The sequence below is a fragment of the Paraburkholderia phenoliruptrix genome, assembly GCF_019511605.1.
GTDB classification, from domain to species: domain Bacteria; phylum Pseudomonadota; class Gammaproteobacteria; order Burkholderiales; family Burkholderiaceae; genus Paraburkholderia; species Paraburkholderia phenoliruptrix_A.
Map to the genome: position 1 here is coordinate 35,700 of NZ_JAEUAV010000034.1, position 23,857 is coordinate 59,556.

The window sequence follows — 23,857 nt, forward strand, 5'->3', positions numbered from 1 at the left end:
AAACCTGCCGCTCAATTCGTGCTGCGACAGACCCGGCGTTCCTTTGCTTGACGCGCGCCTCCGCCAAACTGGAAGACGCGCGCCGATGATTACGTCCTAGCGATCGACTTCGCCGAACACGATGTCCTGCGTGCCGATAATCGTCACGGCGTCGGCGATCATGTGACCGCGCGCCATTTCGTCGAGCGCGGACAAGTGCGCATAGCCCGGCGCGCGAATCTTGAGGCGATAGGGCTTGTTCGCGCCGTCCGAAACCAGGTAGATACCGAACTCGCCCTTCGGGTGCTCGACGGCCGCATAAGCCTCGCCTTCCGGCACGTGGAAGCCTTCAGTGAACAGCTTGAAGTGGTGAATCAGCTCTTCCATGTTCGACTTCATGCCTACGCGCGACGGCGGAGCAACCTTGTGATTGTCGATCATCACAGGGCCCGGATTCTTGCGCAGCCACTCCACGCACTGCTTCACGATACGCGTGGATTGACGCATTTCTTCGACGCGAACCAGATAACGGTCGTAGCAGTCGCCGTTCACGCCGACTGGAATGTCGAAGTCGAGCTTTTCGTACACTTCGTACGGCTGCTTCTTACGCAAATCCCATTCGATGCCCGAGCCGCGCAGCATGGCGCCGGACATACCCAATTGCAGAGCGCGCTCAGGGCTGACCACGCCGATGCCGACCAGACGCTGCTTCCAGATCCGGTTGTCGGTGAGCAGCGTCTCGTATTCGTCGACGTACGTCGGGAAGCGCGTGAAGAAGTCGTCGATGAAGTCGAGCAGCGAACCTTGACGGTTTTCGTTCATCTTCGACAATGCCTTCGCATTGCGAATCTTCGACGCCTTGTATTGCGGCATTGCGTCAGGCAGATCTCGATACACGCCGCCCGGACGGTAGTACGCCGCGTGCATGCGCGCGCCGGACACCGCTTCGTACACGTCCATCAGATCTTCACGCTCGCGGAACGCGTACAGGAAGACAGCCATTGCGCCGACGTCGAGCGCGTGCGCGCCGATCCACATGAGGTGGTTCAGCACGCGCGTAATCTCGTCGAACATCACGCGGATGTATTGGGCGCGCACCGGCACTTCGATGCCGAGCAGCTTTTCGATCGCCATCACATAGCCGTGCTCGTTGACCATCATCGACACGTAGTCGAGACGGTCCATGTACGGCACCGACTGGATGAACGTTTTGGTTTCGGCGAGCTTTTCAGTCGCGCGATGCAGCAGGCCGATGTGCGGATCGGCGCGCTGGATGACTTCGCCGTCGAGCTCCAGCACGAGGCGCAGCACGCCGTGCGCTGCCGGGTGCTGGGGGCCGAAGTTGAGCGTGTAGTTCTTGATCTCTGCCATGGCGTTCTCTTAGTGTTTCAGACCGCCATAGCGATCTTCGCGGATCACGCGCGGCGTAATTTCCCGCGGCTCGATCGTCACAGGCTGATAGACGACGCGCTTCTCTTCCGGGTCGTAACGCATTTCGACGTAACCGGAGACAGGGAAATCTTTACGGAACGGGTGACCAATGAAACCGTAGTCAGTCAGAATCCGGCGCAGGTCCGGGTGACCTTCGAAGACGATGCCGTACAGGTCGAATGCCTCGCGCTCGTACCAATTCGCCGAGTTCCAGATGTCGACGACGGAAGGCAGCAGCGGCAGGTCGTCGTCCGGAGCGAACACACGCAAGCGCAAACGCCAGTTGTTCTGCACCGACAACAGATGCAGCACGGCCGCAAAACGGGGACCGTCGTAAGCGCCGTCCGCGTAGGTCTGATAGTCGACGCCGCACAGGTCCATCATCTGGTCGAAACCGAGCGAGCGGTCGTCGCGCAGACGCGTTGCCACGTTGAGGTAGTCGCTCGCTTTCACGACGATCGTCAACTCACCGATTGCCTCGGTAGTGCTCAACAGGAGGCCGCCAAAGGCCGCCTCGAGGTTCGCTTTCAGGGTCTCGAGTTTGCTTGCCATATTGTGGGGAGAGGCGTTGCCTTATTGACGGGCGATGGTGTTGGTGCGGCGAATCTTGGCCTGCAACTGGATCACGCCGTAGACCAGCGCTTCCGCTGTGGGCGGACAACCCGGCACGTAGACGTCGACCGGCACGATGCGGTCGCAACCGCGCACCACCGAATACGAGTAGTGGTAGTAGCCGCCGCCGTTTGCGCACGAACCCATAGAGATCACCCAACGCGGCTCGGCCATCTGGTCGTACACCTTGCGCAGAGCGGGCGCCATTTTGTTGCACAGCGTGCCGGCGACGATCATCACGTCCGACTGACGCGGACTCGGACGAAACACCACGCCGAAACGGTCGAGGTCATAACGGGCCGCGCCCGCATGCATCATCTCGACCGCACAACACGCAAGACCGAACGTCATCGGCCACAAGGAACCGGTGCGCGTCCAGTTGATCAGTTTGTCAGCCGTTGTGGTGACAAACCCTTCCTTCAAGACCCCTTCGATACTCATTTGCTTTCCACTCCAGACGGGGCGGCAAGCCTTGGCCACCCACGCAAACCGGCGATTAAACGATCATTCCCAGTCGAGGCCGCCCTTCTTCCAGATATAGGCGAAGCCCAGCAGGAATTCGAGCAGGAAAATCATCATTGCCATGAAGCCAGGCCAGCCGATGTCGCGCAGGGCAACGCCCCACGGGAACAGGAACGCGGTTTCAAGATCGAAAATGATGAAGAGAATGGCGACGAGGTAGTAGCGCACGTCGAACTTCATGCGCGCATCTTCGAATGCTTCGAAGCCGCACTCGTACGGTGCGTTTTTCTCGGTATCGGGCTTGTTGGGACCGAGGATCTTGCCGATACTGACCAGTGCTACGCCTAAACCAGTGCCCACAACGAGGAACAACAAGACGGGGAAATAGGCTGCGAGGTTCAAGACTATCCTCAATCGGTTGGTTCTGAGTGCCGTCAGGAGCATAGCACCCCTGACGCGAAATCACTTCCGGGACGTACACGCCACAGACCAACGCAAACCGCGCGCCAGAAGTGAAAAATGCCAGCCGAAGCGAAGCAAGCGGCTGGCATTTAGATAACATTTGGTGCCGACGGCGAGACTCGAACTCGCACAGCTTTCGCCACTACCCCCTCAAGATAGCGTGTCTACCAATTTCACCACGTCGGCACTGTATGCAATCCGGGAAAACAACTTATAAAACCCGCGAATCGCTTCAAGACTTAGATTGTAACTGCTTTAAACAGTTTGTTCAACGCACAAAAGCACTTTCTACGAAAATTTATTTCGGCACGTCCGTAGCAGGCACGGACGCAGCCGAGGCCGCCAGCGCAGCCGAACCGCCAGCCGCTGCCGACGCCGCAGGAGCAGCCGAAGCAGGAGCCGGCGCGGTGACCGCGGCGCCGAGCACCCCAGCAGAAGGCTTCACTCGATAAGCACCGAGGTACGTCAATGCAAGGGTAGTGACAAAGAACACTGCAGCGAGCACGGCCGTGGTGCGGGACAGGAAGTTTGCCGAACCCGTCGCACCGAACAGACTGCCCGACGCACCGCTGCCGAACGCCGCACCCATATCGGCGCCCTTGCCGTGCTGCAGCAGAACGAGGCCGATCACCCCGAGTGCCGACAACAGCTGAACGACGATAATCAAAGTTTTCAAATACAGCATCACACTCACCTGAGTCTTTATTTAGCCGAGGCTCGCGGCTGCGAGGCTCGGGATGGGTCATCCTCGACGAGGCGCCCTGCTCAACCTGCGGCCGTCGCTTCGGCCGCCGCCTTGCAGATCGCCAGAAAATCCTGGTCCTTCAGCGACGCGCCACCAATCAGGCCGCCGTCGATATCCTGCTGACAGAACAACTCTTTCGCGTTGTCAGGCTTCACACTGCCGCCGTACAGCAGCGGCACGTCTGCCACTTGAGCGCCTTTCGCCGCGAGACGCGCGCGCAGGAACGCGTGCACCGCCTGCGCCTGCTGCGAGCTTGCGCTCTTGCCCGTGCCGATTGCCCAGACCGGCTCATAGGCGACCACGATACGCGCGGCTTCCTGCACCGACAACCTGGCCAGCACTTCGTCCAGCTGCGCGCCAACCACCTGCTCGGTCGCGCCCGCTTCCCGCTCTTCGAGCGTTTCGCCGACGCACACGATCGGCGTCAAACCCGCCTCCAGCGCACGCTGCGTCTTGATCGCGACGAGTTCGGCGCTCTCGCGGTGATACGCGCGGCGCTCCGAATGCCCGACGATGGCAAACGTGGCGCCGAAATCCGTCACCATTTGCGCGGCGACTTCGCCGGTATACGCGCCGTGCGTGAACGCCGAAACGTCCTGCACGCCCCACGCCACGCGAGTGCCGTCGAGCAGCGAATTTGCCTGGGCGAGATACGGGCTCGGCACACACACACCCACGCGCACCGCCGCCGGCAGTTCGCCCGCGCCTTTTGCCACGGCCTGCAAGAGCCCCGCGTTATCGGCAAGGCGCCCGTGCATCTTCCAGTTACCCACTACCAGTTTGGCTCGTTGTGTCGACATCGTCTCGTCTTGTCGTCTCTGCGTCGTATCTGTGAACGGCGGCGGGCCTGGTTGGCGCGTGTTTCGTTGCGCTTACAGTCCGCCTTTCGGATTCATGCGGCGCGCGCAAAACGCGCAATTTTACTGCGTGGGGGACCTCGGGTCAAACGAACACGTACGCACCGATTGTCAGCAAACGGCGCGGATCAGCCTTCCTGAGCCCAGGTCAGCACGATCTTGCCGACGTGCGTACTGCTCTCCATCAGCGTGTGCGCGTCGGCCGCCTCGGCAGCAGGAAATACGCGATGCACGACCGGCTTGATCCGCCCAGCTTCGAGATGCGGCCACACCTGCTCCTTGAGCTGCGCGGCAATCTTCGCCTTGAATTCCACCGGCCGTGGACGCAACGTCGACCCCGTCAGCGTCAGGCGGCGGCGCAGCACTTCGTTCAGGTTCAGTTCGGCCTTCGCGCCGCCCAATAGCGCGATCAGCACGATGCGCCCGCCGTCGGCGAGCGCCGTCAGCTCGCGCGACACGTAACTGCCCGCCACCATGTCGAGTACCACGTCGACACCACGGTCGTTGGTGAGCGACTTGATCACTTCGACGAAATCTTCCGTCTTGTAGTTGATCGCCCGTTCCGCACCCAGCGCTTCGCACGCGCGGCATTTCTCGTCCGAGCCCGCGGTCGCGAACACGCGAAAACCCAGTGCGTGCGCAATCTGGATCGCAGTCACGCCGATACCGCTCGAACCGCCCTGCACAAGCAGCGTTTCGTTCGCACCGCCCTCGCCCTTGCCGAGCTGCGCGCGGTCGAACACGTTGCTCCACACGGTGAAGAAGGTCTCCGGCAGCGAGGCCGCCTCGACATCCGACAGACCATTGGGCACCGGCAGGCACTGCAGCAGCGGGGCCGCGGCGAATTCGGCGTAACCGCCGCCCGCCAGCAACGCGCACACGCGATCGCCGATTTTCAGTCCAAACGGATTGTTCTTCGCGTCGATGTCGCCGCCGACAATCTCTCCAGCCACTTCCAGCCCCGGCAGGTCGGACGCGCCCGGAGGCGGCGCATAGGCGCCCTTGCGCTGAAACACGTCGGGACGATTGATGCCAAAAGCCGTCACCTTGATCAGCACCTCGCCCGCTTTCGGCTGCGGCGTGGGCCGCTCGGCGAGCTTGAGCACTTCCGGGGCTCCGAATTCCGTGATTTCAATCGCTTTCATCTGCGTCAACTCCAAGATTGGATTGCGTTGCATACCGGGTCCATCCGCGTGAATCCGGACGTTCTTCGCATTGTCGCCGGATCGCGGCAATCGCGTGCGAGTCAGCCTCATTTCGCCGCACCGCCCGATGCCCGCAGCGCACCGCCTGCGCGCGCCGGCCTTCGCCTGTAACGCAATCCACCCTGTGGCCCCATCAAGAAAAACGGCCGGCGCGCATTCGCGCTGCCGGCCGTCGTACTGCTAACGCATTACTGCTGCGTCGGCTCGCCTTGCGGGGCGCCCGGCGCGCCTTCGTTCAGCAGCGCCTTCGCCGACAAACGCACGCGGCCCTTTTCGTCCGTCTGGATGACCTTGACCTTCACCTGCTGGCCGTCCTTCAGGTAGTCGTTGATGTCCTTGATGCGCTCGTTGGCGATTTCGGAGATGTGCAACAGACCGTCCTTGCCCGGCAGGATGTTCACGATCGCGCCGAAATCGAGCAGCTTGAGCACCGTACCTTCGTACACCTGGCCCACTTCCACTTCCAGCGTGATGTTCTCGATACGCTTCTTCGCTTCGGCCATGCCTTCGCTGCTGGTGCTTGCGATGGTGACGATGCCGTCGTCGGAAATATCGATCGTCGTGCCGGTTTCTTCCGTCAGCGCACGGATCACGGAACCGCCCTTGCCGATCACGTCGCGGATCTTTTCCGGATTGATCTTGATGGTGATCATGCGCGGTGCGAATTCGGACAACTGCGTGTTCGCGCCAGACACCGCCGAGGTCATCTTGCCGAGAATGTGCATGCGGCCTTCCTTCGCTTGCGCGAGGGCCACCTGCATGATTTCCTTCGTGATGCCCTGGATCTTGATGTCCATCTGCAGCGCGGTCACGCCTTGCTCGGTGCCCGCCACCTTGAAGTCCATGTCGCCGAGGTGATCTTCGTCGCCCAGAATGTCCGTCAGCACGGCAAACTTGTTGCCTTCCAGAATCAGGCCCATCGCGATGCCGGCGACGTGCGCCTTCATCGGCACGCCGGCGTCCATCAGCGCAAGGCAGCCGCCGCACACCGAAGCCATCGACGAAGAACCGTTCGATTCCGTAATTTCCGACACGACGCGGATCGAGTAGCCGAATTCATCGGCGCTCGGCAGGCATGCGGCCAGCGCGCGCTTGGCGAGACGACCGTGACCGATTTCGCGGCGCTTGGGCGAACCCACGCGGCCCGTTTCGCCGGTCGCGAACGGAGGCATGTTGTAGTGGAGCATGAAGCGTTCGCGGTACTCGCCTTCGAGCGCGTCGATGTTCTGCTCGTCGCCCTTGGTGCCGAGGGTGGCCACCACCAGCGCCTGCGTTTCGCCGCGCGTGAAGAGCGCCGAGCCGTGCGTACGCGGCAGCACGCCGGTGCGGATTTCGATCGGGCGCACCGTGCGGGTGTCGCGGCCGTCGATACGCGGTTCGCCGTTCAGAATCTGCGTACGAACGATCTTCGCTTCAATGTCGAACAGCACATTGCCGACGGTCGCCTTGTCGGCCGCCACCGTGCCGCTTGCCGCGGCTTCTTCTTCCAGCTTCGCGGAAACCGCTGCGTAGACTTCCTTCAGCTTGGTCGAACGGGCCTGCTTGTCGCGGATCTGGTAAGCAGCGAGCAGGTCGGCTTGCGCCAGTTCCGTTACGCGGGCAATCAGCGGCTCGTTCTTCGGGGCCGGCTGCCAATCCCATTCCGGCTTGCCGCCTTCGCGAACCAGATCGTGGATTGCGTCGATCGCCGCTTGCATCTGCTCGTGGCCGAACACCACGGCGCCGAGCATCACTTCTTCGCTCAGTTGCTGCGCTTCCGACTCCACCATCAGCACCGCGCGCTCCGTACCGGCGACCACGAGGTCCAGCGCCGAGTCCTTCATTTGCGCACGCGTGGGGTTCAGCACGTATTCATTGTTGATGTAAGCCACGCGCGCTGCGCCGACCGGGCCGTTGAACGGCAGACCCGACACGGCGAGCGCCGCCGACGCGCCGATCAGCGCGGGGATGTCAGCGGGAATGTCCGGATTCAGCGACAGAACGTGGATCACGACCTGCACTTCGTTGTAGAAGCCTTCCGGGAACAGCGGACGCAACGGGCGGTCGATCAGGCGCGAAATCAGCGTTTCGCCTTCCGACGGACGGCCTTCGCGGCGGAAGAAGCCGCCCGGAATCTTGCCGGCGGCGTAAGTCTTCTCGAGATAGTCGACGGTCAGCGGGAAGAAGTCCTGGCCCGGCTTGGCCGTCTTGGCGCCCACCACGGTCGCCAGAACCACAGTGTCTTCGACGTCCACGATCACCGCGCCGCTCGCCTGGCGAGCGATTTCGCCGGTTTCGAGGCGAACGTTGTGTTGTCCCCACTTAAATTCTTTGACGACCTTGCTGAACATAGTCATTGCTTTTCCTCATCGTAATGCCGCGCGGAACAGAAGCGGCGCGGCAACGCCAGGACCGGCGCCGCATGGGAAGAGTAGTGTTATGCCATTCCAGAGAGCCACGTGCTGCCGCGCCGGCAACGCGAACGCCGGCTGAGCGCGCGAACCGCTGGAATGACACAAAGCTCCGCCCTGAAGCCCGGTCATCTTGCTATTTCTGCTTGTTGTACTACTGCTTTTTGCTGCCTGAAGTCGGTTTCACCGCTCCTGCTGCTTTGATTGCTTCGACTGCCTCTGCTGCCTCGGCAGCCTGTGCTGCATTTACCGCCTGTGTTTCATTTATTGCCTGTACTGCCCGTACTGCCGTCACCGCCTGCCGCTGCGCCGCAAGAACCGGCACGCTGCTGCGCAGCGCCGCGGCGCGCTTCACACGAAGCAGACCGCGTAAAAACAAAATGCCTGCATCAGCAGAACTGACACAGGCATCTTGCTGAACGACTAGCCGCTTACCGGCCGCTTACTTACGCAGACCCAGCTTCTCGATCAGTGCGCGGTAACGGTCCGCGTCCTTACCCTTCAGGTAGTCGAGCAGCTTGCGGCGACGGCTCACCATGCGCAGCAGACCGCGGCGGCTGTGGTGATCTTTCGCGTGAGCCTTGAAGTGAACGGTCAGTTCGTTGATACGGGTCGTGAGCAGCGCGACCTGAACTTCGGGCGAGCCGGTGTCGTTGGCTGCGCGTGCGAATTGCGCGACGACTTCGGATTTCTTGCTTGTGTCAACTGCGGACATGTCGATTTCCTTGAGAACTGGACAGGCGGTCACGGAAGAAAGGCCGTGCCGTGGATTTGCGATTTACCCATGCGAACTGGCGCTGCAACTCGCCTTTCAGAGAGCTTGCGCACAACCGGTACCGCAACGGGACGCGTATTGTAGCACAGCGCGAATCCGCCGCGAAGCCCCGCCGAGCAAGGCCAGATAGCAGCCGCGGATTCGGCCGCGGCGCGACTCAGGGCCGTTTCATCCTGCATGTGGTCGGCGGCACCGTGCGTTGCGCCGGCAGCGCCAGCACCGTGCGAAAGCCGAAGCCCGAGCCTTCGTTATCGAAACGCACGCCGCGCGTGCCGGCCTTGTCCATTTCCATGACGTAAAGGGGCTGCATCAGTTGATGATCGTCCGCGCGCATCCACGACGCGTGAAAGCCATTGTCGAAGCGGATGCCTTCCAGCGCCCGCGCGACCGCCGTCGGGTCGGCGCTCTTCGCGCGGTTCATCGCCGCCGCGAGGGTCTCGATCATCAAGGGCATGCGCAATACGGGGTAGTCGTCCTGCGCGGCCGGGAAGCGCGCGCGGAACGCCTCATACCAGGCGTCCGAAGCCGGGCCGCCGGCGTTCGGATGCCAGTCGGCCACCGCGATCACACGGCCGACGCCCGCTTCGCCGAGCGCGGCCGGCGCGCCCAGACTGTTGCCGTAGAACGTGTAGAACTTCGTGTCGAGGCCCTGCTCGCGCGCCGCCTTCACGAGCAGCGTCAGATCGTTGCCCCAGTTGCCTGTGATCACCGCATCGGCGCCGCTCGCGCGAAGTTTCGCGATGTACGGCGCGAAGTCCTTCACGCGGCCAATCGGGTGAAACTCGTCGCCGACCACCGCGATGTCCGGGCGCTTCGCTTGCAGCGCGGCGCGCGCGAGTCGGCTCACGTCATGCCCGAAGCTGTAGTCCTGATTCAACAGATACACCTTCTTCACTGCCTTGTCGCGCTGGATCACGTCGGCGAGCGCGTCCATGCGCATGCCCGCATGCGCGTCGAAGCGGAAATGCCAGAAGCTGCAGTTGGCGTTGGTCAGCGCGGGATCGTCGGCGGAATAATTCAGGAACAGCTCGCGATTGTCCGGCTCGCGGGCATTCTGCTTGTCGATCGCGCCAATCAGTGCAGCGGCGAGCGCCGAACTATTGCCCTGCAGGATGTAGCCGATGTGCCGGTCGGCCGCCGCGCGCAACTGCGTGAGCGCCTCTTCGGTGCCGCCCTTGCTGTCCAGCACGACAAGCTCGAGCGGATGCGCACCGTCGGCGAGGCGCACGCCGCCGCGCGCGTTGACCTGCTCGACGCCGAAGCGCAGATTGCGCTCCACCGCGGCGCCCGCGTTCGCGAACGGACCGGACATGCCCTCGATCAACGCGAGCTGGATCGGCGCGCCGCTCGGCCTCGCCCCCGAGGCCGCCGCAGGCACGGCGGCGGCCATGCCGGTCGCGAGGGCCGGGCCAGCAAGCGCCGCGCACATTGCCGCCAATATTACTGCCGTCTTGCTGTGCCACTTCGCCATCGTCCGCGTCCGTCTGATTCGTCAAAGCGCGGATCATAGGGCGTTCGCACCACAACAGGCAAGCCGGCGAAACAGCACGCATGCGATGGTCCGCCTGGCACGCATGCGATCCGCCGCCGCTCGAGCAGGCAGATCTTTTACGGCGGCGCATGTCAAAATGGTCCGTGTCGACAACAAGAACCTGCTTTCTAAAAAAGTCACTGGAGGAATTCATGCTCAACCGCCTGCTTGCCCGCCATTGCCGCACGGCGGCCTCTGTGGGGGTGTCGCCTGCCGGGCGCACGCGCCGCGCGGCGCTCGCCTGCCTCGCCGCGCTCACGCTCGCCGGCTGCGCGCAGCCCTGGCAGCAGTACCAGCAAGGCGCGGACGCGTCGACCATCGTCGCACGCCTTGGCCCGCCTCGCGAAACCTACGATCTGCCAAACGGCGGCAAGCGCCTCATGTGGCCCACCCAGCCGATGGGCGAGACCACCACTGCGGCGGACATCGACGCGTCCGGCAAGATCGTCAACGTGCGCCAGGTCCTGCAGCCCAACGAGTTCTATCGCGCCGAGGTCGGCAAGTGGACCAAGGGCGACGTGCTGGTCAATTTTGGCCGCCCCGTCGAGACCTCGTACTTTCCGTTGATGAAGCGTGAAGTCTGGACCTACCGCTATCTCGAGGACAACTACTGGTACATGATGTTCAGTTTCTATTTCGACGACCAGGGAGTGTTGCGTCTCACGCAGAAAACGCCCGATCCGCTGCACGATCCGGATCGCCGGAACCTGTTCTAGGCCACGCTGTCATTCAGTATGCATGCATCTCCAAAAGCCGCTCGCGAAGCGGCTTTTTTTTATTTATTTCGCATGCCGACGAATTTTGTTTCGCACACAAGCGATTAATTTTTTGATAGAAAGGCTTTTGTAAGCATTGATCCGGTGCTGGCCAAGCTTCGAAAACAAGCTCGGCCACACGGCACGGCCGTGATTCCCGCGCCGGACGATGCGCCCCTTTACGGAGCCGCTATCGATGAATCGTCCCAAACGCCTTCTTGTCGCCAACGTCGCATGGGCGCACGACACCGCCGAGCGCAACCCCGAGTTCTTTCGCGATCTGGCGCGCGGCCAGAACCCGCATGTGCTGTGGATCGGCTGCTCGGACAGCCGCGTGCCTGCTGAAACCATCACGCATTGCGAGCCGGGCGACCTGTTCGTCCACCGCAACATCGCCAACCTCTTTCACGCCGACGACGACAACTCCGCGAGCGTGCTCGAGTATGCGGTGCGCGTGCTGAAGGTCGGCCATGTGATCGTCTGCGGACATTACGGCTGCGGCGGCGTGCGCGCCTCGCTGCTGCCGCCCGACCCCGGTCTGCCGCACGTGAACCGCCGCATCGCGCCGCTCTGCTCGCTCGCACGAACGCATCGCGACGAGCTCGACGCCAAGGGCAGCGAACGCGAGCGCGTTGACCGCCTCGCCGAATTGAACGTGCTCGAGCAGGTGCGGCAACTGCGCGCGAATCCGATCGTGCGCGACGCCGAGCCGGCGCCGCTCGTACACGGCTGGATTTTCGCGCTCGAAGACGGCCGCCTCAAGGTGCTCACCTCGGGCTACGAGGCGGACGACGCCATGACCTGCGAGACAGCGGCCCATAGTGCAGCCTAGCGCGCCGCCTGGCTCGAGTTTTATCCGGTACAGCCTTCGCCTGTCATCAGGCATCAACTCATGCGCACCGACACCATGAATCTTCGAGAATTCTTTTCTACGTTTCAGCGCGACGCGCTTGCGGGCACCGTCGTCTTCCTGGTGGCTCTGCCGCTGTGCCTCGGCATTGCCAATGCATCCGGCGTCGAGCCGTTCGCCGGGCTCGTCTCGGGCATTGTCGGCGGGCTGGTCGTCGCCGTTCTGAGCGGCTCGCGGCTGAGCGTCAGCGGACCGGCTGCGGGTCTGGTCGTGATCGTCGTCGACGGCATTGCGCAGCTCGGCAGCTTTTCCGCGTTCCTCGCGGCCGTGCTGCTGTCCGGCGCGATCCAGTTCGGCTTCGGCATGCTCAAGGCGGGCCGCTTCGCCGCGTATGTGCCCTCGCCCGTCATCAAGGGCATGCTGGCCGCGATCGGCATCCTGCTGATCGTCAAGCAGTTCCCGCTCGCACTCGGGCTCGGCAACGGGCAGGCGCCAGGCGCCGCACCGGCGGACGGCACGCTGCTGGCGTCGTTCGGCGGCATTTCGGTGGTGGCGTGCGCGATCACGGTGCTGTCACTGGCCATCCTGATGGCGTGGGAAACGCGACCCATGCGCCGCTTCGCGCTGGTGCGCATCGTGCCCGCGCCGCTTGCCGTCGTGCTATTGGGAATCGGCGCGACGCTGCTGCTGAACATGCTGGCGCCGTCGCTTGCGCCGCCGGCCGAACATCGTGTCGCGCTGCCGTCTCTCGAGTCGTTCGCGGCCTTGAGCGTAGCGCTCGAATGGGCCGACTTCGGTCCGCATTTCGCCCAGCTCGTCAATCCCGACGTGTGGCGCGTGGCTATTACGCTCGCGATCGTCGCCAGCCTCGAAACGCTGCTGAGTCTGGAAGCGGTCGAGCAGATCGACCCGGAACGCCGCCCCGCGCCGCCGGACCGCGAACTGAAGGCGCAAGGCGTGGGCAATCTGATTGCCGGCGCGATCGGCGGGCTGCCAATCACCGCGGTGATCGTGCGCAGTTCGGCGAACGTCCATGCCGGCGCGCAAAGCCGACTGTCGGCGATCATTCACGGCGTGCTGCTGCTCGTCAGTGTGTTCGCGTTGACGAGCGTCATCAACCTGATCCCGCTGGCCTGCCTTGCAGCGATTCTGATTTTCACCGGGCTCAAGCTCGCCAAGCCGTCGCTGTTCGTCGCGGTCGCGAAACAGGGCCTGGCGCCGTTCGCGCCGTTCATCGTCACACTGGTCGGGGTGCTCGCCACCGACCTGCTGATCGGCATCGTGCTCGGCATTCTGTGCAGCGTGTTGTTCGCGTTGTATGCGAATCTGCGCCGCCCTATCGTGCTCGCGCAACATGGCGACCACTATTTGCTGTCGTTTCGCAAGGACGTGTCGTTTCTCGGCAAGGTGCCGCTCAAGCACTATCTGCAGCAGATTCCCGATGGCGCCACGCTGATCGTGGATGCGACGCGCGCCGATTTCGTCGATCACGACGTGCGTGAAATGCTCGACAGCTTCGCAGAGGACGCGCCGCGCCGCGGCATCTCGGTGGAAGTGCGGCATCAGGTCCGCACCCAGACGCGCGCGGCGCGCGGCTGGTCGATGCGGCGCGCGGCAACCGAGTAACGTGAGGAGACTGCGGCGTCGGGAAGTCCGCACACGCCGCATCAAAAAGAAAAGCCCCGCACCTTTGCAGGTGCGGGGCTTCATGTTTCCGCGCGGTCAGCGCCTGCCGCGCCGCTGTATCCGGTTGAACCTCACTCCGAGCGCTGCGGATTGAGCTTGTCGGAGTTCGAGTACAGCTTGTTGAGCGCCGAGATATAGGCTTTCGCCGACGCCGCGACGATATCCGGATCGGTGCCCACACCATTGACGATGCGCCCGCTCTTCGAGAGCCGCACCGTCACTTCGCCCTGCGCCTGCGTGCCGGTCGTGATGGCGTTCACCGAGTACAGCAGCAGTTCCGAACCGCTGCCCACTTCCGTTTCTATCGCGTTGAGCGTGGCATCCACCGGGCCGTTGCCGCGCGCCTCGCCGGTAATTTCCTTGCCGTCCACTGCAAACACGATTTTCGCGTGCGGCTGCTCGCCGGTCTCCGAATGCTGCGACAGCGAAACGAATTTGTAGTGCTCCTTCTCCTGCGCCTCGGCGGATTCCTCGGTGACGATCGCGATAATGTCTTCGTCGAAAATTTCTGCCTTGCGATCGGCCAGTTCCTTAAAGCGTGCGAACGCGGTGTTGAGTTCCGCCTCGCTGTCGAGCGCAATGCCCAGTTCCTGCAGACGCTGCTTGAACGCATTGCGGCCGGACAGCTTGCCGAGCACGATCTTGTTCGCGCTCCAGCCCACGTCTTCCGCGCGCATGATTTCGTAGGTGTCGCGCGCCTTGAGCACGCCGTCCTGATGAATGCCCGACGCATGCGCGAAAGCGTTGGCACCGACCACGGCCTTGTTCGGCTGCACGACGAAACCGGTGATTTGCGACACGAGCTTGGAAGCCGGGACAATTTGCGTCGTGTCGAGGCCCAGCTCCAGCCCGAAATAGTCCTTGCGGGTCTTCACGGCCATCACGATTTCCTCGAGCGACGTGTTGCCCGCCCGCTCCCCGAGACCGTTGATCGTGCACTCCACCTGACGCGCGCCGCCAATCTGCACGCCGGCGAGCGAATTGGCGACCGCCATGCCGAGGTCGTTATGACAATGCACCGAAAACACCGCCTTGTGCGAGCTCGGAATGCGTTCGCGCAGCGTCTTGACGAGGTTGCCGTACAGCTCCGGCACGCCGTAGCCGACCGTGTCCGCGATGTTGATGGTGGTCGCGCCCTCCGCGATCACCGCTTCCAGCACGCGGCACAGGAAGTCCATGTCCGAGCGGCTGCCGTCTTCGGGCGAAAACTCCACGTCGTCCGTGAATTTGCGGGCGAAGCGCACGGCGAGCTTTGCCTGCTCGAACACCTGGTCCGGCGTCATGCGCAGCTTTTTTTCCATGTGCAACGGCGACGTCGCGATAAACGTGTGAATGCGGAAGTGCTCGGCGGGCTTGAGCGCGTCCGCCGCGCGTTGGATATCCTTGTCGTTCGCACGCGCGAGCGAGCAGATCGTGCTGTCCTTGATCAGACCCGCGATGGTGTGAATCGAGTCGAAGTCCCCATTTGAACTGGCCGCGAAACCTGCTTCGATCACGTCCACTTTCATCCGCTCGAGTTGCTTCGCAATACGGATTTTTTCTTCTTTCGTCATCGAGGCGCCAGGCGATTGCTCGCCGTCGCGCAGCGTGGTGTCGAATATGATGAGTTTGTCGGACATGTCGGAGTCTCCTGCGAAGTCGTTCAATTGGGGGATGTAGATATGGGAATCAGCATGCGGTTGCGGCCGGCGCCGCAGCGGCGCGAGGGCCTGCGCGAGGCGGACAGCGGCATGACGGTGAAGTCGATTATTGCGGTGAATTGCCCACGGTCGTTGCCACGATGCTTGCAGCCGGTTCGCACGCGCGACGGCGTGCTCTAGTGCCGGCCTCGCTCACAGCCACGGCGCCGCCCCAAAAAGGGGACGTAGACGCAGTCATTCACCGACTATATCGGCAATCCATCCGCCGTGCAATTGGCGCCAGGCCTGCGTGACCGGCGTTTTTTGACCGTTGATCCGCACCGTGTCCGCGCTCGATGAGCAGTGCGCGAGCGTTGGAAGGGCGCTCGCAGCAGCGTTCGGCGGGCGCTTGCAAAAAACCTCGCAAGCGGACTCGCCAAAAACAAACGGCGCCCCGAAGGACGCCGCTATCTGATGCGCGCATCTCGCCGACGCGCGCGCTGAAAAGCTATCGCTCGAGCATCAGTCGTGTGCGATCGAACGCGCCGGATTGGCCCTGCCGCGCATCGCCTGGTAAGCCCAGAACACATAGCCGGACAAGCCGTACAGCACGAAGAGGCCGAACAGCATCAAGGGCGGATCGGACGACACCAGCACGAACGCCACCACCACGAGCAGAATCACGCCAAACGGCACGCGATGCCGCACGTCAAGCGCCTTGCCGCTATAGAACGGCGCGTTCGACACCATTGTCACGCCTGCATAAATGGTCAGCACGAAGGCGACCCAAGGCAGCCAGACGAGCTTCAGCGGCACGCGATTGTCCGTGGCAAGCCAGACGAAGCCCGCGATCAGCGCCGCCGCCGCCGGGCTCGGCATGCCCTGAAAGAACCGCTTGTCGACCACGCCGATGTTGGTATTGAAGCGCGCGAGCCGCAAGGCCGCGCCCGAGCAATAGACGAACGCCGCGAGCCAGCCCCAGCGCCCGAGGTCCTTCAGGATCCACTCGTACATGACGAGTGCGGGCGCGACGCCGAACGACACCATGTCCGACAGACTGTCGAACTGCTCGCCGAAGGCGCTTTGCGTGTGCGTCATGCGGGCGACCCGGCCGTCCATGCCGTCGAGCACCATCGCCACGAAGATCGCGATAGCGGCAATTTCGAAGCGCACGTTCATGGCCTGCACGACAGCGAAAAATCCGCAAAAGAGCGCTGCGGTAGTAAACGCGTTCGGCAGCAGGTAGATGCCGCGCTTTCTCAGGAACTGCTGACGCTGCGCACGCCGGCTGTCCACGGCCGGCGACTCCGTGACGATCGGCTTGTTGCGGCGGAACGGGCGCGGCAACGGTCCACTGGGGCGCGGGCGGCGCGGTTTGAATGCGGCCATTCGGACAACCTCCTTAGTGCCGCTTTACAGTTCAGCGAGGATGGTCGACGACGCCGACACCTTCTCGCCGATCGACACACGCGGACGGCTGCCCACCGGCAGATATACGTCGACGCGCGAGCCGAAGCGGATAAAGCCGTACCGTTGACCGCGCGTGAGCGGCTCACCCGCACGGACGTAGCAAAGAATGCGCCGCGCGATCAAACCGGCGATCTGCACCGAGGTCACCGTCTGGCCGCCGGCCATTTCGATCACCACCGCGTTACGCTCGTTTTCGAGCGAAGCCTTGTCCACCGCCGCGTTCAGATAGGCGCCCGGAAAGTATTCGACCTTGGAGATTGCGCCGTCCACCGGGGAGCGCTGCGAATGCACGTTGAATACGTTCATGAACACGCTGATCTTGAGCGCTTCACGATTCGCATACGGATCATGCGCGGTTTCCACTGCGACGATGCGCCCGTCGGCGGGACACAGCACGGCGTTTGCCTGAGTGGGAATCGGGCGCGCCGGATCGCGGAAGAACTGCACGACGAAGATCAGGATCAGCCAGAAGATCCAAGCAAAGCCGAACCCCGCGAAAGCGTGAACCAGCAAGGCAACGACGGCCGCGATGGCAATGAACGGCCAGCCTTCTCGCGCGATGATCGGATGTGGGTAATTCATGGATGGCTTCAGTATTTTTGTAAAACCGTAGGATAGCAAAAGCCGCCCAGGGTTCAGCACCCTTGGGCGGCTTTTTGCATGACCGGCGCATGCGGCTATGGCACCGCGCCGGCTTTGTGCGATAAAACGGACTTCTTAGTTCTTCGACTGGTCGACCAGCTTGTTCTTCGCGATCCACGGCATCATGGCGCGCAGCTTCGAGCCGACCTGCTCGATCTGGTGCTCGGCCGTCAGACGGCGGCGCGATTGCAGCGTCGGAGCGCCTGCCTTGTTTTCGATGATGAAGCTCTTTGCGTACTCGCCCGTCTGAATGTCGGTCAGTACGGCCTTCATCGCCTTCTTCGTTTCAGCCGTCACGATGCGCGGACCCGTCACGTACTCGCCGTATTCCGCGTTGTTCGAGATCGAGTAGTTCATGTTCGCGATGCCGCCTTCGTAGATCAGGTCGACGATCAGCTTCAGTTCGTGCAGGCACTCGAAGTACGCCATTTCCGGCGCGTAGCCTGCTTCCACCAGCGTTTCGAAGCCGGCCTTGATCAGGTCGACCGTACCGCCGCACAGCACGGCCTGTTCGCCGAACAGGTCGGTTTCCGTTTCTTCGCGGAAGTTCGTTTCGATGATGCCGGCACGGCCGCCGCCGTTCGCCGCTGCGTACGACAGCGCGATGTCGCGCGCCGCGCCCGACTTGTCCTGCGCCACCGCGATCAGGTGGGGCACGCCGCCGCCTTGCGAGTAGGTGCCGCGAACCGTGTGGCCCGGCGCCTTCGGCGCGATCATGATGACGTCGAGATCCGCACGCGGAATGACCTGGCCGTAGTGCACGTTAAAGCCGTGCGCGAAGGCGAGCGCCGCGCCCTGCTTGATGTTTGCGTGAACTTCTTTCGCGTACACGTCGGCGATCTGCTCATCGGGCAGCAGCATCATGACGACGTCCGCGCCCTTCACGGCTTCCGCCACTTCCTTCACTTGCAGGCCGGCGTTCTCGGCCTTGCTCCACGATGCGCCGCCCTTGCGCAGACCGACCGTGATGTTCACGCCGCTTTCCTTCAGGTTCAGCGCGTGCGCATGGCCTTGCGAGCCATAGCCGATGATGGTGACCTGCTTGCCCTTGATGAGGGAGAGATCGGCGTCCTTGTCGTAGAAAACTTTCATGTCGGTTCCTTGGCTAGATTCGGATGATTCAGAGAGATTCAATACTGCGAATGCGGTGCTGCAAGGCCGGGCGTGATGATAACGACGAGCGCCACCCGGCCCGGATCGAAACGCTGCGTTATACCTTCAGGATGCGCTCGCCGCGACCGATGCCGGAACTGCCCGTGCGGACGGTTTCGAGAATCGCGGTTGCGTCGAGTCCTTCGATGAAGGCGTCGAGCTTGTCGCTCGCGCCCGTCAGCTCGATCGTGTAGGTCTTTTCGGTGACGTCGATGATGCGGCCGCGGAAAATATCCGACATCCGCTTCATTTCCTCACGTTCCTTGCCGACCGCTCTCACCTTGATCAACATCAGCTCGCGTTCGATGTGGGCGCCCTCGGTCAGGTCGACCACTTTCACCACCTCGATCAGGCGGTTCAGATGCTTCGTGATCTGTTCGATCACGTCGTCCGAGCCAATGGAGACGATGGTCATGCGCGACAGCGAACGGTCTTCGGTCGGAGCCACCGTCAAGGTTTCAATGTTGTAGCCGCGCGCGGAGAAGAGACCGACCACGCGTGACAGCGCGCCCGGTTCGTTTTCCAGCAGGACGGAAATAATGTGTCTCATGTTTCGCTTCTTCCAGATGTTTTGTCGATGTCTGCGAACGGTTGCGCGCCGCTTCGTCCACCCGCGCCTTTCATGAAGGCGCGCACGGCGAAGCCGACGCTAGCGGCCGTCGTTATAGATCTTCCGAACCCATGAGCATCTCGGTGATGCCCTTGCCGGCCTGGACCATCGGCCAGACGTTTTCGGTGGGGTCGGTCTGGAAGTCGAGAAACACCGTGCGATCTTTCAGGCGCAGCGCTTCCTTCAACGCCGGCTCGACGTCGGCCGAGCGTTCGATACGCATGCCGACGTGGCCGTACGCTTCTGCGAGCTTCACGAAATCCGGCAGCGCGTCCATGTACGAATGCGAATAGCGCTTGCTGTATTCGATCTGCTGCCACTGGCGCACCATGCCCAGATAGCGGTTGTTCAGCGAAATGATCTTCACAGGCGTGTCGTACTGCTTGCAGGTCGACAGCTCCTGGATGCACATCTGGATCGAGCCTTCGCCGGTGATGCACAGCACGTCGTCGTCCGGGTGCGCCATCTTCACGCCCATCGCCGCCGGCAGGCCGAAGCCCATGGTGCCGAGGCCGCCCGAGTTGATCCAGCGGCGCGGCTTGTTAAAGCGATAGAACTGTGCGGCCCACATCTGGTGCTGGCCGACGTCGGAACAGACGAACGCGTTGCCGTCGGTCAGTTCCCACGCCTTTTCCACCACGTACTGCGGCTTGATGATGTCGCTCTTGCGGTCGAACTTCAGGCAGTCTTTCGCGCGCCAGGCTTCGATGTCCTTCCACCAGTCGGCAAGCGCCGCGGTGTCCGGGCCGTGCTCGGCCGTCTGCAACTGCTCGATCAGCTCCTTGAGCACTTCCTTCACGTCGCCGACGATAGGAATGTCGACCTTGACGCGCTTGGAGATGGAAGAAGGATCGATGTCGATATGGATGATCTTGCGCGGCCGCGACGCGAAATGCGTCGGGTCGCCGATCACGCGGTCGTCAAAGCGCGCGCCGATGGCGATCAGCACGTCGCAGTGCTGCATCGCCATGTTGGCTTCGTACGTGCCGTGCATGCCGAGCATGCCGAGGAATTTTTTGTCGCTCGCGCGGTAGCCGCCCAGGCCCATCAGCGTATTGGTGACCGGATAGCCGAGCAGATCCGCGAACTGGTTCAGCTCGCGCGAGGCGTCCGCGAGAATGATGCCGCCGCCGGTGTAGATGTACGGGCGCTTTGCCGACAGCAGCAGCGACACCGCCTTGCGGATCTGACCGGAGTGACCCTTCGTGACCGGGTTGTACGAGCGCAGCGACACGCTTTTGATCGGCTCGTACTGGCAAGGGGCCTTCGACACGTCTTTCGGAATGTCGATCAGCACCGGGCCGGGACGACCGGTACGGGCAATGAAGAACGCTTTCTTGACGGTGGCTGCGAGGTCGCGCACGTCCTTCACGAGGAAGTTGTGCTTCACGCACGGACGCGTGATGCCGACCGTATCGCACTCCTGGAATGCATCCTGACCGATCGCGGCAGTCGGCACCTGGCCGCTGATCACGACCATCGGGATCGAATCCATGTAGGCGGTGGCAATGCCGGTCACCGCATTGGTGACGCCGGGGCCGGAGGTCACGAGGCACACACCGACCTTGCCGGTGGACCGCGCATAGGCGTCGGCTGCGTGGACGGCGGCCTGTTCGTGGCGCACGAGGATGTGCTCGAACTTGTCCTGCTTGTACAGCTCGTCGTAAATGTAGAGTACCGAGCCGCCCGGATAACCCCAGATGAACTCGACGTCTTCGTCGGCCAGTGCCTTCATGAGCACGGTGGCGCCGATAGAGTCAGCTTCGTGGTGTGGAGTGGTATCCGACGTGGAGAATTCCGCGCTGGGCATATTCATTTATTCACCTTTCGAATTTTCGGCAAAAAATTGATCGGGTGCTCTCTGCCGGGCTTGTGGCTCGGGTTCAAGCGGCGCGTCCAGTTGACAGGTGAGCTTCTTGGGCCACACCTCAATGAGACAAGTCACTTATGTTGCGAACCAGCGACGATAGCGGCAGACGACCGCGCGGTCAAGCAAATATTGCCCCGACGCCCGCGCGCGCGGCCCTTTCTGACCGATGCGGCGCGTCCGGACGACAGGCGCCGCCCTACCTTTCGCCCCTGCTGGCGCAAAAATTTGTTAGCATCCGCGAGTTTTACGACATTTTTCGACCGATTACGCGCACGCTCGCTGCGCCGACCCCCAACGGATGGCATCAGACAAGGAACTCGCCGATTTTCTGGCGGGCGTCGAAAGGCGCGCATTCAAGCAGACGGTCTACGCCGTGCGGGACGACGACGCCTCGCTGGATATCGTGCAGGACGCGATGATCAAGCTCGCCGAGAAATACGGCGACCGTCCCGCGGCCGAGCTTCCGCTTCTGTTTCAGCGTATTCTGCAGAATGCGACGCACGACTATTTCCGTCGTGCGAAAGTACGCAATACCTGGGTGAGTCTGTTCTCGTCGCTCGGCAATTCGGACGACGAGGAATTCGATCCGCTCGAAACGTTCGAGGCGGAGCAAGGCTCGGTGGGCGCCGAGAGCAACGAGCGCAAACTCGAGCGCGAACAGGTCTTGCAGACTATCGACGACGAGATCCAAAAATTGCCGGCACGTCAACGGGAGGCGTTTCTCATGCGTTATTGGGAAGATATGGATGTCGCTGAGACTGCCGCCGCAATGGGCTGCTCCGAAGGCAGTGTGAAAACGCACTGCTCGCGGGCCACCCACACGCTGGCGCAAGCGCTCAAGGCCAAAGGAATCACGCTATGAGCTCCCTCGAAACAAAAGAACTCGAGTTCGCCCGCCAGGTGCGCCGCGCGCTCGACGAAAACGCGGCCGGTATTCCGTCCGCCGCCGTCGACCGGCTGGCCGCCGCGCGCCGCGCCGCGCTTGCCCGCAAGAAGCCCGAAACCGTCACTGAGCCGGTGTTCGTGCCGGCTCTCGCCGGCATGCCCTCCGGCGTGTCGAACGACGCACGGCCGCAGCGCCGCCGCTCGCCGCTGCGCCGCTTCGCGCTGGCGTGGCCGCTTGCCGCGCTGGTGGTGAGCCTCGTCGGCATCGCCTACTGGGAAGACCAGCAACGCACGGCCGAACTCGCCGATATCGATGCCGCCATGTTAAGCGACGACCTGCCGCTCAATGCCTATCTCGACCACGGCTTCAACGCGTATCTTTCGCGCGCCCACTGAGCGGGAGATCGTTCGGGTGAGCTACAAGCGCGGTCTGGCCGTTGTTTTCGGATGTGCGATAGCGGCGCTGGTGTCGTTTGCTGCCACGTATCCGCGCTTTTACCCGAGCCCCTCCCCCGCGGGCGCGCCTGCCGCCAACGGCGCGGCGCCCGCACGCTCGCCCGCGACCACGCTCGGCGTCGAGTTGCCGAGCCTGCCCGGCAGCCAAAGCCCGCTCGCGTGGTCACGCCTGAGCTCCGCCGAACATGTCGCGCTGGCTCCGTTCGAGGCCCAGTGGGATTCGTTTAGCGACGAACGCAAGCGCAAATGGCTGAAGATCGCGTCGCGTTACTCGAAGTTATCGCCCGAAGCGCAAAAACGCCTGCACGACCGGATGACCGAATGGGTTCGCATGACGCCCGATCAGCGGCGCGTCGCGCGCGAGAATTACCAGGTCTCGAAACAGTTGCCGCGCGAAGCGCGTCAGAAGGCCTGGAAGGCGTATCAGGAGTTGCCGGAAGAGCTCAAGCAGCGGCTCGCCGCGAGCGAGCACAAGCGGCGCCCGAGCGTGGTCAGCGCGCCGCCGTCGGGGCGCAGCGAGATCAAGGGCCTCGACCGGCTGGTCAACGCTCGCGAACGCGCTGCAAGCGGCGCGCCGGCGGCGAGCGCGGCGGCGGCCGCGTCGTTGCCGAGCCCCGCTTCGCTGCCGGGTATTCCGGCGGCCGGCAGCTTCGTGCCGGCCACGCCGGTGCCGGTTTCGCCGGCGGAAGCGCCGTCCATCTTCAACGGTTCCTAGAGCGCGCCTGCCTGTGGCCGAGCCGCGCGAACCCGCCAATCTCAACCCGGAATCCGACTCCGCGGCAAGCGTGAACTCGCCTGCGGCAGGAGCGGCATCGGCATCGGCGGCGTCGGCGGCATCGACGGGAAAGCCGCCCAGCGTGCGCCGCCGCCTTGCCGCGCTGCTCTACGAAGCGCTGCTACTGTTCGGCGTCGTGTTCGTGGCGGGTTATCTGTTCAGCACGCTCACGCAGCAGCGCAACGGGCTCACGCACCACAACCTGCTCGCGGCGTGGATCGGTCTTGTCGTCGGGCTCTATTTCGTCTGGTTCTGGACCCACAGCGGCCAGACGCTGCCGATGAAAACCTGGCGCCTGCGCGTGGTGTCCGCGGACGGCGCGCCGCTCTCCGCCTCGCGCGCGATCGCCCGTTACGTGCTGGCCTGGCTGTGGTTTCTGCCGCCGCTCGCGCTGCATCCTCTCCTCGGCTTGCGCTTGCCGCAGACACTCGCGCTCGCCGGCATCTGGTTCGTGCTGTGGGCCGCTACCGGCCGGCTGGGCGCGAGCCGGCAGTTCCTGCATGATCGCCTCGCCGGCACCCGCGTGATCGACGTCGCGCGCTAGGCGCAACGCGAGGGCTGCGCGCCTTGCGTGCAGCGCCGGCAAGCGGGGCGCGTCCGGAGGATCGGACGGCCGCCGCGCCCCGCTTGCCCTGCCC

24 protein-coding genes and 1 tRNA gene are annotated in these 23,857 nt (G+C 63.1%); 7 read left to right on the forward strand and 18 right to left on the reverse strand.

All coding sequences use genetic code 11. The features are described from left to right. Positions 1 to 96: 96 nt before the first annotated feature. The 12 genes from JNB89_RS28510 to JNB89_RS28565 form a co-directional block, all read right to left on the reverse strand. Positions 97 to 1,350: an NADH-quinone oxidoreductase subunit D gene (locus JNB89_RS28510; protein ID WP_013339870.1), complete on the reverse strand. Its 1,254-nt coding sequence runs from the start codon at positions 1,348 to 1,350 to the stop codon at positions 97 to 99. A 9-nt stretch (positions 1,351 to 1,359) separates the two neighbouring features. Next, the gene (locus JNB89_RS28515; RefSeq protein ID WP_135894873.1) at positions 1,360 to 1,962 is read right to left on the reverse strand and encodes an NADH-quinone oxidoreductase subunit C; all 603 of its coding nucleotides are present in this window, start codon (positions 1,960 to 1,962) and stop codon (positions 1,360 to 1,362) included. Between the two features lie 21 nt (positions 1,963 to 1,983). Next, positions 1,984 to 2,463, reverse strand: a complete 480-nt coding sequence (locus JNB89_RS28520; RefSeq protein ID WP_006052903.1) for a NuoB/complex I 20 kDa subunit family protein — start codon at positions 2,461 to 2,463, stop codon at positions 1,984 to 1,986. A gap of 63 nt (positions 2,464 to 2,526) precedes the next feature. After that, positions 2,527 to 2,886, reverse strand: a complete 360-nt coding sequence (locus JNB89_RS28525) for an NADH-quinone oxidoreductase subunit A (protein WP_013339872.1) — start codon at positions 2,884 to 2,886, stop codon at positions 2,527 to 2,529. A gap of 161 nt (positions 2,887 to 3,047) precedes the next feature. Continuing rightward, positions 3,048 to 3,132, reverse strand: a tRNA-Leu gene (locus tag JNB89_RS28530). Positions 3,133 to 3,244: 112 nt separating this feature from the next. Further along, entirely contained in the window at positions 3,245 to 3,631 is a 387-nt protein-coding gene (secG, locus tag JNB89_RS28535; RefSeq protein WP_013339873.1) for a preprotein translocase subunit SecG, read from the reverse strand. Positions 3,632 to 3,711: 80 nt separating this feature from the next. Beyond that, positions 3,712 to 4,491, reverse strand: a complete 780-nt coding sequence (gene tpiA / locus JNB89_RS28540; RefSeq protein ID WP_220364413.1) for a triose-phosphate isomerase — start codon at positions 4,489 to 4,491, stop codon at positions 3,712 to 3,714. A 185-nt stretch (positions 4,492 to 4,676) separates the two neighbouring features. After that, entirely contained in the window at positions 4,677 to 5,693 is a 1,017-nt protein-coding gene (locus JNB89_RS28545; protein ID WP_220364414.1) for an NAD(P)H-quinone oxidoreductase, read from the reverse strand. A gap of 248 nt (positions 5,694 to 5,941) precedes the next feature. After that, positions 5,942 to 8,089, reverse strand: a complete 2,148-nt coding sequence (pnp, locus tag JNB89_RS28550) for a polyribonucleotide nucleotidyltransferase (RefSeq protein ID WP_013339876.1) — start codon at positions 8,087 to 8,089, stop codon at positions 5,942 to 5,944. 208 nt (positions 8,090 to 8,297) lie between these two features. Next, a complete protein-coding gene (locus JNB89_RS28555) occupies positions 8,298 to 8,522 on the reverse strand; it encodes a hypothetical protein (RefSeq protein ID WP_220364415.1) in 225 nt (74 codons plus the stop codon). Positions 8,523 to 8,585: 63 nt separating this feature from the next. Further along, positions 8,586 to 8,858, reverse strand: coding sequence for a 30S ribosomal protein S15 (gene rpsO / locus JNB89_RS28560; protein ID WP_006048211.1), 273 nt, complete (start codon positions 8,856 to 8,858; stop codon positions 8,586 to 8,588). A gap of 217 nt (positions 8,859 to 9,075) precedes the next feature. Beyond that, a complete protein-coding gene (locus JNB89_RS28565; RefSeq protein WP_220364416.1) occupies positions 9,076 to 10,389 on the reverse strand; it encodes a branched-chain amino acid ABC transporter substrate-binding protein in 1,314 nt (437 codons plus the stop codon). Between the two features lie 212 nt (positions 10,390 to 10,601). Between JNB89_RS28565 and JNB89_RS28570 the strand changes: the two genes are divergently transcribed. From JNB89_RS28570 to JNB89_RS28580, 3 genes are all read left to right on the forward strand, one after another. Next, positions 10,602 to 11,165, forward strand: coding sequence for a hypothetical protein (locus JNB89_RS28570; protein WP_223216885.1), 564 nt, complete (start codon positions 10,602 to 10,604; stop codon positions 11,163 to 11,165). A 235-nt stretch (positions 11,166 to 11,400) separates the two neighbouring features. After that, positions 11,401 to 12,036, forward strand: a complete 636-nt coding sequence (locus JNB89_RS28575; RefSeq protein WP_013339879.1) for a carbonic anhydrase — start codon at positions 11,401 to 11,403, stop codon at positions 12,034 to 12,036. A gap of 75 nt (positions 12,037 to 12,111) precedes the next feature. Then, positions 12,112 to 13,680: a SulP family inorganic anion transporter gene (locus tag JNB89_RS28580; protein WP_220364417.1), complete on the forward strand. Its 1,569-nt coding sequence runs from the start codon at positions 12,112 to 12,114 to the stop codon at positions 13,678 to 13,680. Positions 13,681 to 13,811: 131 nt separating this feature from the next. Here JNB89_RS28580 and JNB89_RS28585 read toward each other — a convergent pair whose 3' ends face one another. The 6 genes from JNB89_RS28585 to JNB89_RS28610 form a co-directional block, all read right to left on the reverse strand. Then, positions 13,812 to 15,359: a 2-isopropylmalate synthase gene (locus tag JNB89_RS28585; RefSeq protein ID WP_220364418.1), complete on the reverse strand. Its 1,548-nt coding sequence runs from the start codon at positions 15,357 to 15,359 to the stop codon at positions 13,812 to 13,814. Between the two features lie 522 nt (positions 15,360 to 15,881). Beyond that, a complete protein-coding gene (gene pssA, locus JNB89_RS28590) occupies positions 15,882 to 16,748 on the reverse strand; it encodes a CDP-diacylglycerol--serine O-phosphatidyltransferase (protein ID WP_220364419.1) in 867 nt (288 codons plus the stop codon). A 24-nt stretch (positions 16,749 to 16,772) separates the two neighbouring features. Further along, on the reverse strand, positions 16,773 to 17,411 hold the full coding sequence (locus JNB89_RS28595; RefSeq protein ID WP_013339883.1) for a phosphatidylserine decarboxylase: 639 nt from the start codon (positions 17,409 to 17,411) through the stop codon (positions 16,773 to 16,775). A gap of 135 nt (positions 17,412 to 17,546) precedes the next feature. After that, positions 17,547 to 18,563: a ketol-acid reductoisomerase gene (gene ilvC / locus JNB89_RS28600; protein WP_008920617.1), complete on the reverse strand. Its 1,017-nt coding sequence runs from the start codon at positions 18,561 to 18,563 to the stop codon at positions 17,547 to 17,549. Between the two features lie 118 nt (positions 18,564 to 18,681). Beyond that, a complete protein-coding gene (gene ilvN / locus JNB89_RS28605) occupies positions 18,682 to 19,173 on the reverse strand; it encodes an acetolactate synthase small subunit (protein WP_007175629.1) in 492 nt (163 codons plus the stop codon). Positions 19,174 to 19,285: 112 nt separating this feature from the next. Further along, positions 19,286 to 21,049 (reverse strand): acetolactate synthase 3 catalytic subunit, encoded by a 1,764-nt coding sequence (locus tag JNB89_RS28610; RefSeq protein WP_013339884.1) that lies wholly within the window; start codon positions 21,047 to 21,049, stop codon positions 19,286 to 19,288. Positions 21,050 to 21,401: 352 nt separating this feature from the next. Between JNB89_RS28610 and JNB89_RS28615 the strand changes: the two genes are divergently transcribed. From JNB89_RS28615 to JNB89_RS28630, 4 genes are all read left to right on the forward strand, one after another. After that, positions 21,402 to 21,965: an RNA polymerase sigma factor gene (locus tag JNB89_RS28615; protein WP_013339885.1), complete on the forward strand. Its 564-nt coding sequence runs from the start codon at positions 21,402 to 21,404 to the stop codon at positions 21,963 to 21,965. Then, positions 21,962 to 22,384, forward strand: coding sequence for a DUF3619 family protein (locus JNB89_RS28620; protein ID WP_220364420.1), 423 nt, complete (start codon positions 21,962 to 21,964; stop codon positions 22,382 to 22,384). The genes JNB89_RS28615 and JNB89_RS28620 overlap by 4 nt, the downstream gene beginning before the upstream one ends. A gap of 16 nt (positions 22,385 to 22,400) precedes the next feature. After that, entirely contained in the window at positions 22,401 to 23,159 is a 759-nt protein-coding gene (locus JNB89_RS28625; protein ID WP_013339887.1) for a DUF3106 domain-containing protein, read from the forward strand. Positions 23,160 to 23,301: 142 nt separating this feature from the next. Then, positions 23,302 to 23,763, forward strand: coding sequence for an RDD family protein (locus tag JNB89_RS28630; protein ID WP_431026611.1), 462 nt, complete (start codon positions 23,302 to 23,304; stop codon positions 23,761 to 23,763). The last annotated feature ends 94 nt before the right edge of the window (positions 23,764 to 23,857 follow it).

Coding starts and splice junctions, on each gene's coding strand:
- JNB89_RS28610 (WP_013339884.1), bottom strand. CDS start 21,049: ATGAATATGCCCAGCGCGGAATTCTCCACGTCGGATACCACTCCACAC.
- JNB89_RS28595 (WP_013339883.1), bottom strand. CDS start 17,411: ATGAATTACCCACATCCGATCATCGCGCGAGAAGGCTGGCCGTTCATT.
- JNB89_RS28615 (WP_013339885.1), top strand. CDS start 21,402: ATGGCATCAGACAAGGAACTCGCCGATTTTCTGGCGGGCGTCGAAAGG.
- JNB89_RS28545 (WP_220364414.1), bottom strand. CDS start 5,693: ATGAAAGCGATTGAAATCACGGAATTCGGAGCCCCGGAAGTGCTCAAG.
- rpsO (WP_006048211.1), bottom strand. CDS start 8,858: ATGTCCGCAGTTGACACAAGCAAGAAATCCGAAGTCGTCGCGCAATTC.
- JNB89_RS28575 (WP_013339879.1), top strand. CDS start 11,401: ATGAATCGTCCCAAACGCCTTCTTGTCGCCAACGTCGCATGGGCGCAC.
- JNB89_RS28510 (WP_013339870.1), bottom strand. CDS start 1,350: ATGGCAGAGATCAAGAACTACACGCTCAACTTCGGCCCCCAGCACCCG.
- JNB89_RS28515 (WP_135894873.1), bottom strand. CDS start 1,962: ATGGCAAGCAAACTCGAGACCCTGAAAGCGAACCTCGAGGCGGCCTTT.
- JNB89_RS28565 (WP_220364416.1), bottom strand. CDS start 10,389: ATGGCGAAGTGGCACAGCAAGACGGCAGTAATATTGGCGGCAATGTGC.
- pssA (WP_220364419.1), bottom strand. CDS start 16,748: ATGGCCGCATTCAAACCGCGCCGCCCGCGCCCCAGTGGACCGTTGCCG.
- ilvC (WP_008920617.1), bottom strand. CDS start 18,563: ATGAAAGTTTTCTACGACAAGGACGCCGATCTCTCCCTCATCAAGGGC.
- ilvN (WP_007175629.1), bottom strand. CDS start 19,173: ATGAGACACATTATTTCCGTCCTGCTGGAAAACGAACCGGGCGCGCTG.
- JNB89_RS28580 (WP_220364417.1), top strand. CDS start 12,112: ATGAATCTTCGAGAATTCTTTTCTACGTTTCAGCGCGACGCGCTTGCG.
- secG (WP_013339873.1), bottom strand. CDS start 3,631: ATGCTGTATTTGAAAACTTTGATTATCGTCGTTCAGCTGTTGTCGGCA.
- JNB89_RS28520 (WP_006052903.1), bottom strand. CDS start 2,463: ATGAGTATCGAAGGGGTCTTGAAGGAAGGGTTTGTCACCACAACGGCT.
- JNB89_RS28620 (WP_220364420.1), top strand. CDS start 21,962: ATGAGCTCCCTCGAAACAAAAGAACTCGAGTTCGCCCGCCAGGTGCGC.
- pnp (WP_013339876.1), bottom strand. CDS start 8,089: ATGACTATGTTCAGCAAGGTCGTCAAAGAATTTAAGTGGGGACAACAC.
- tpiA (WP_220364413.1), bottom strand. CDS start 4,491: ATGTCGACACAACGAGCCAAACTGGTAGTGGGTAACTGGAAGATGCAC.
- JNB89_RS28585 (WP_220364418.1), bottom strand. CDS start 15,359: ATGTCCGACAAACTCATCATATTCGACACCACGCTGCGCGACGGCGAG.
- JNB89_RS28570 (WP_223216885.1), top strand. CDS start 10,602: ATGCTCAACCGCCTGCTTGCCCGCCATTGCCGCACGGCGGCCTCTGTG.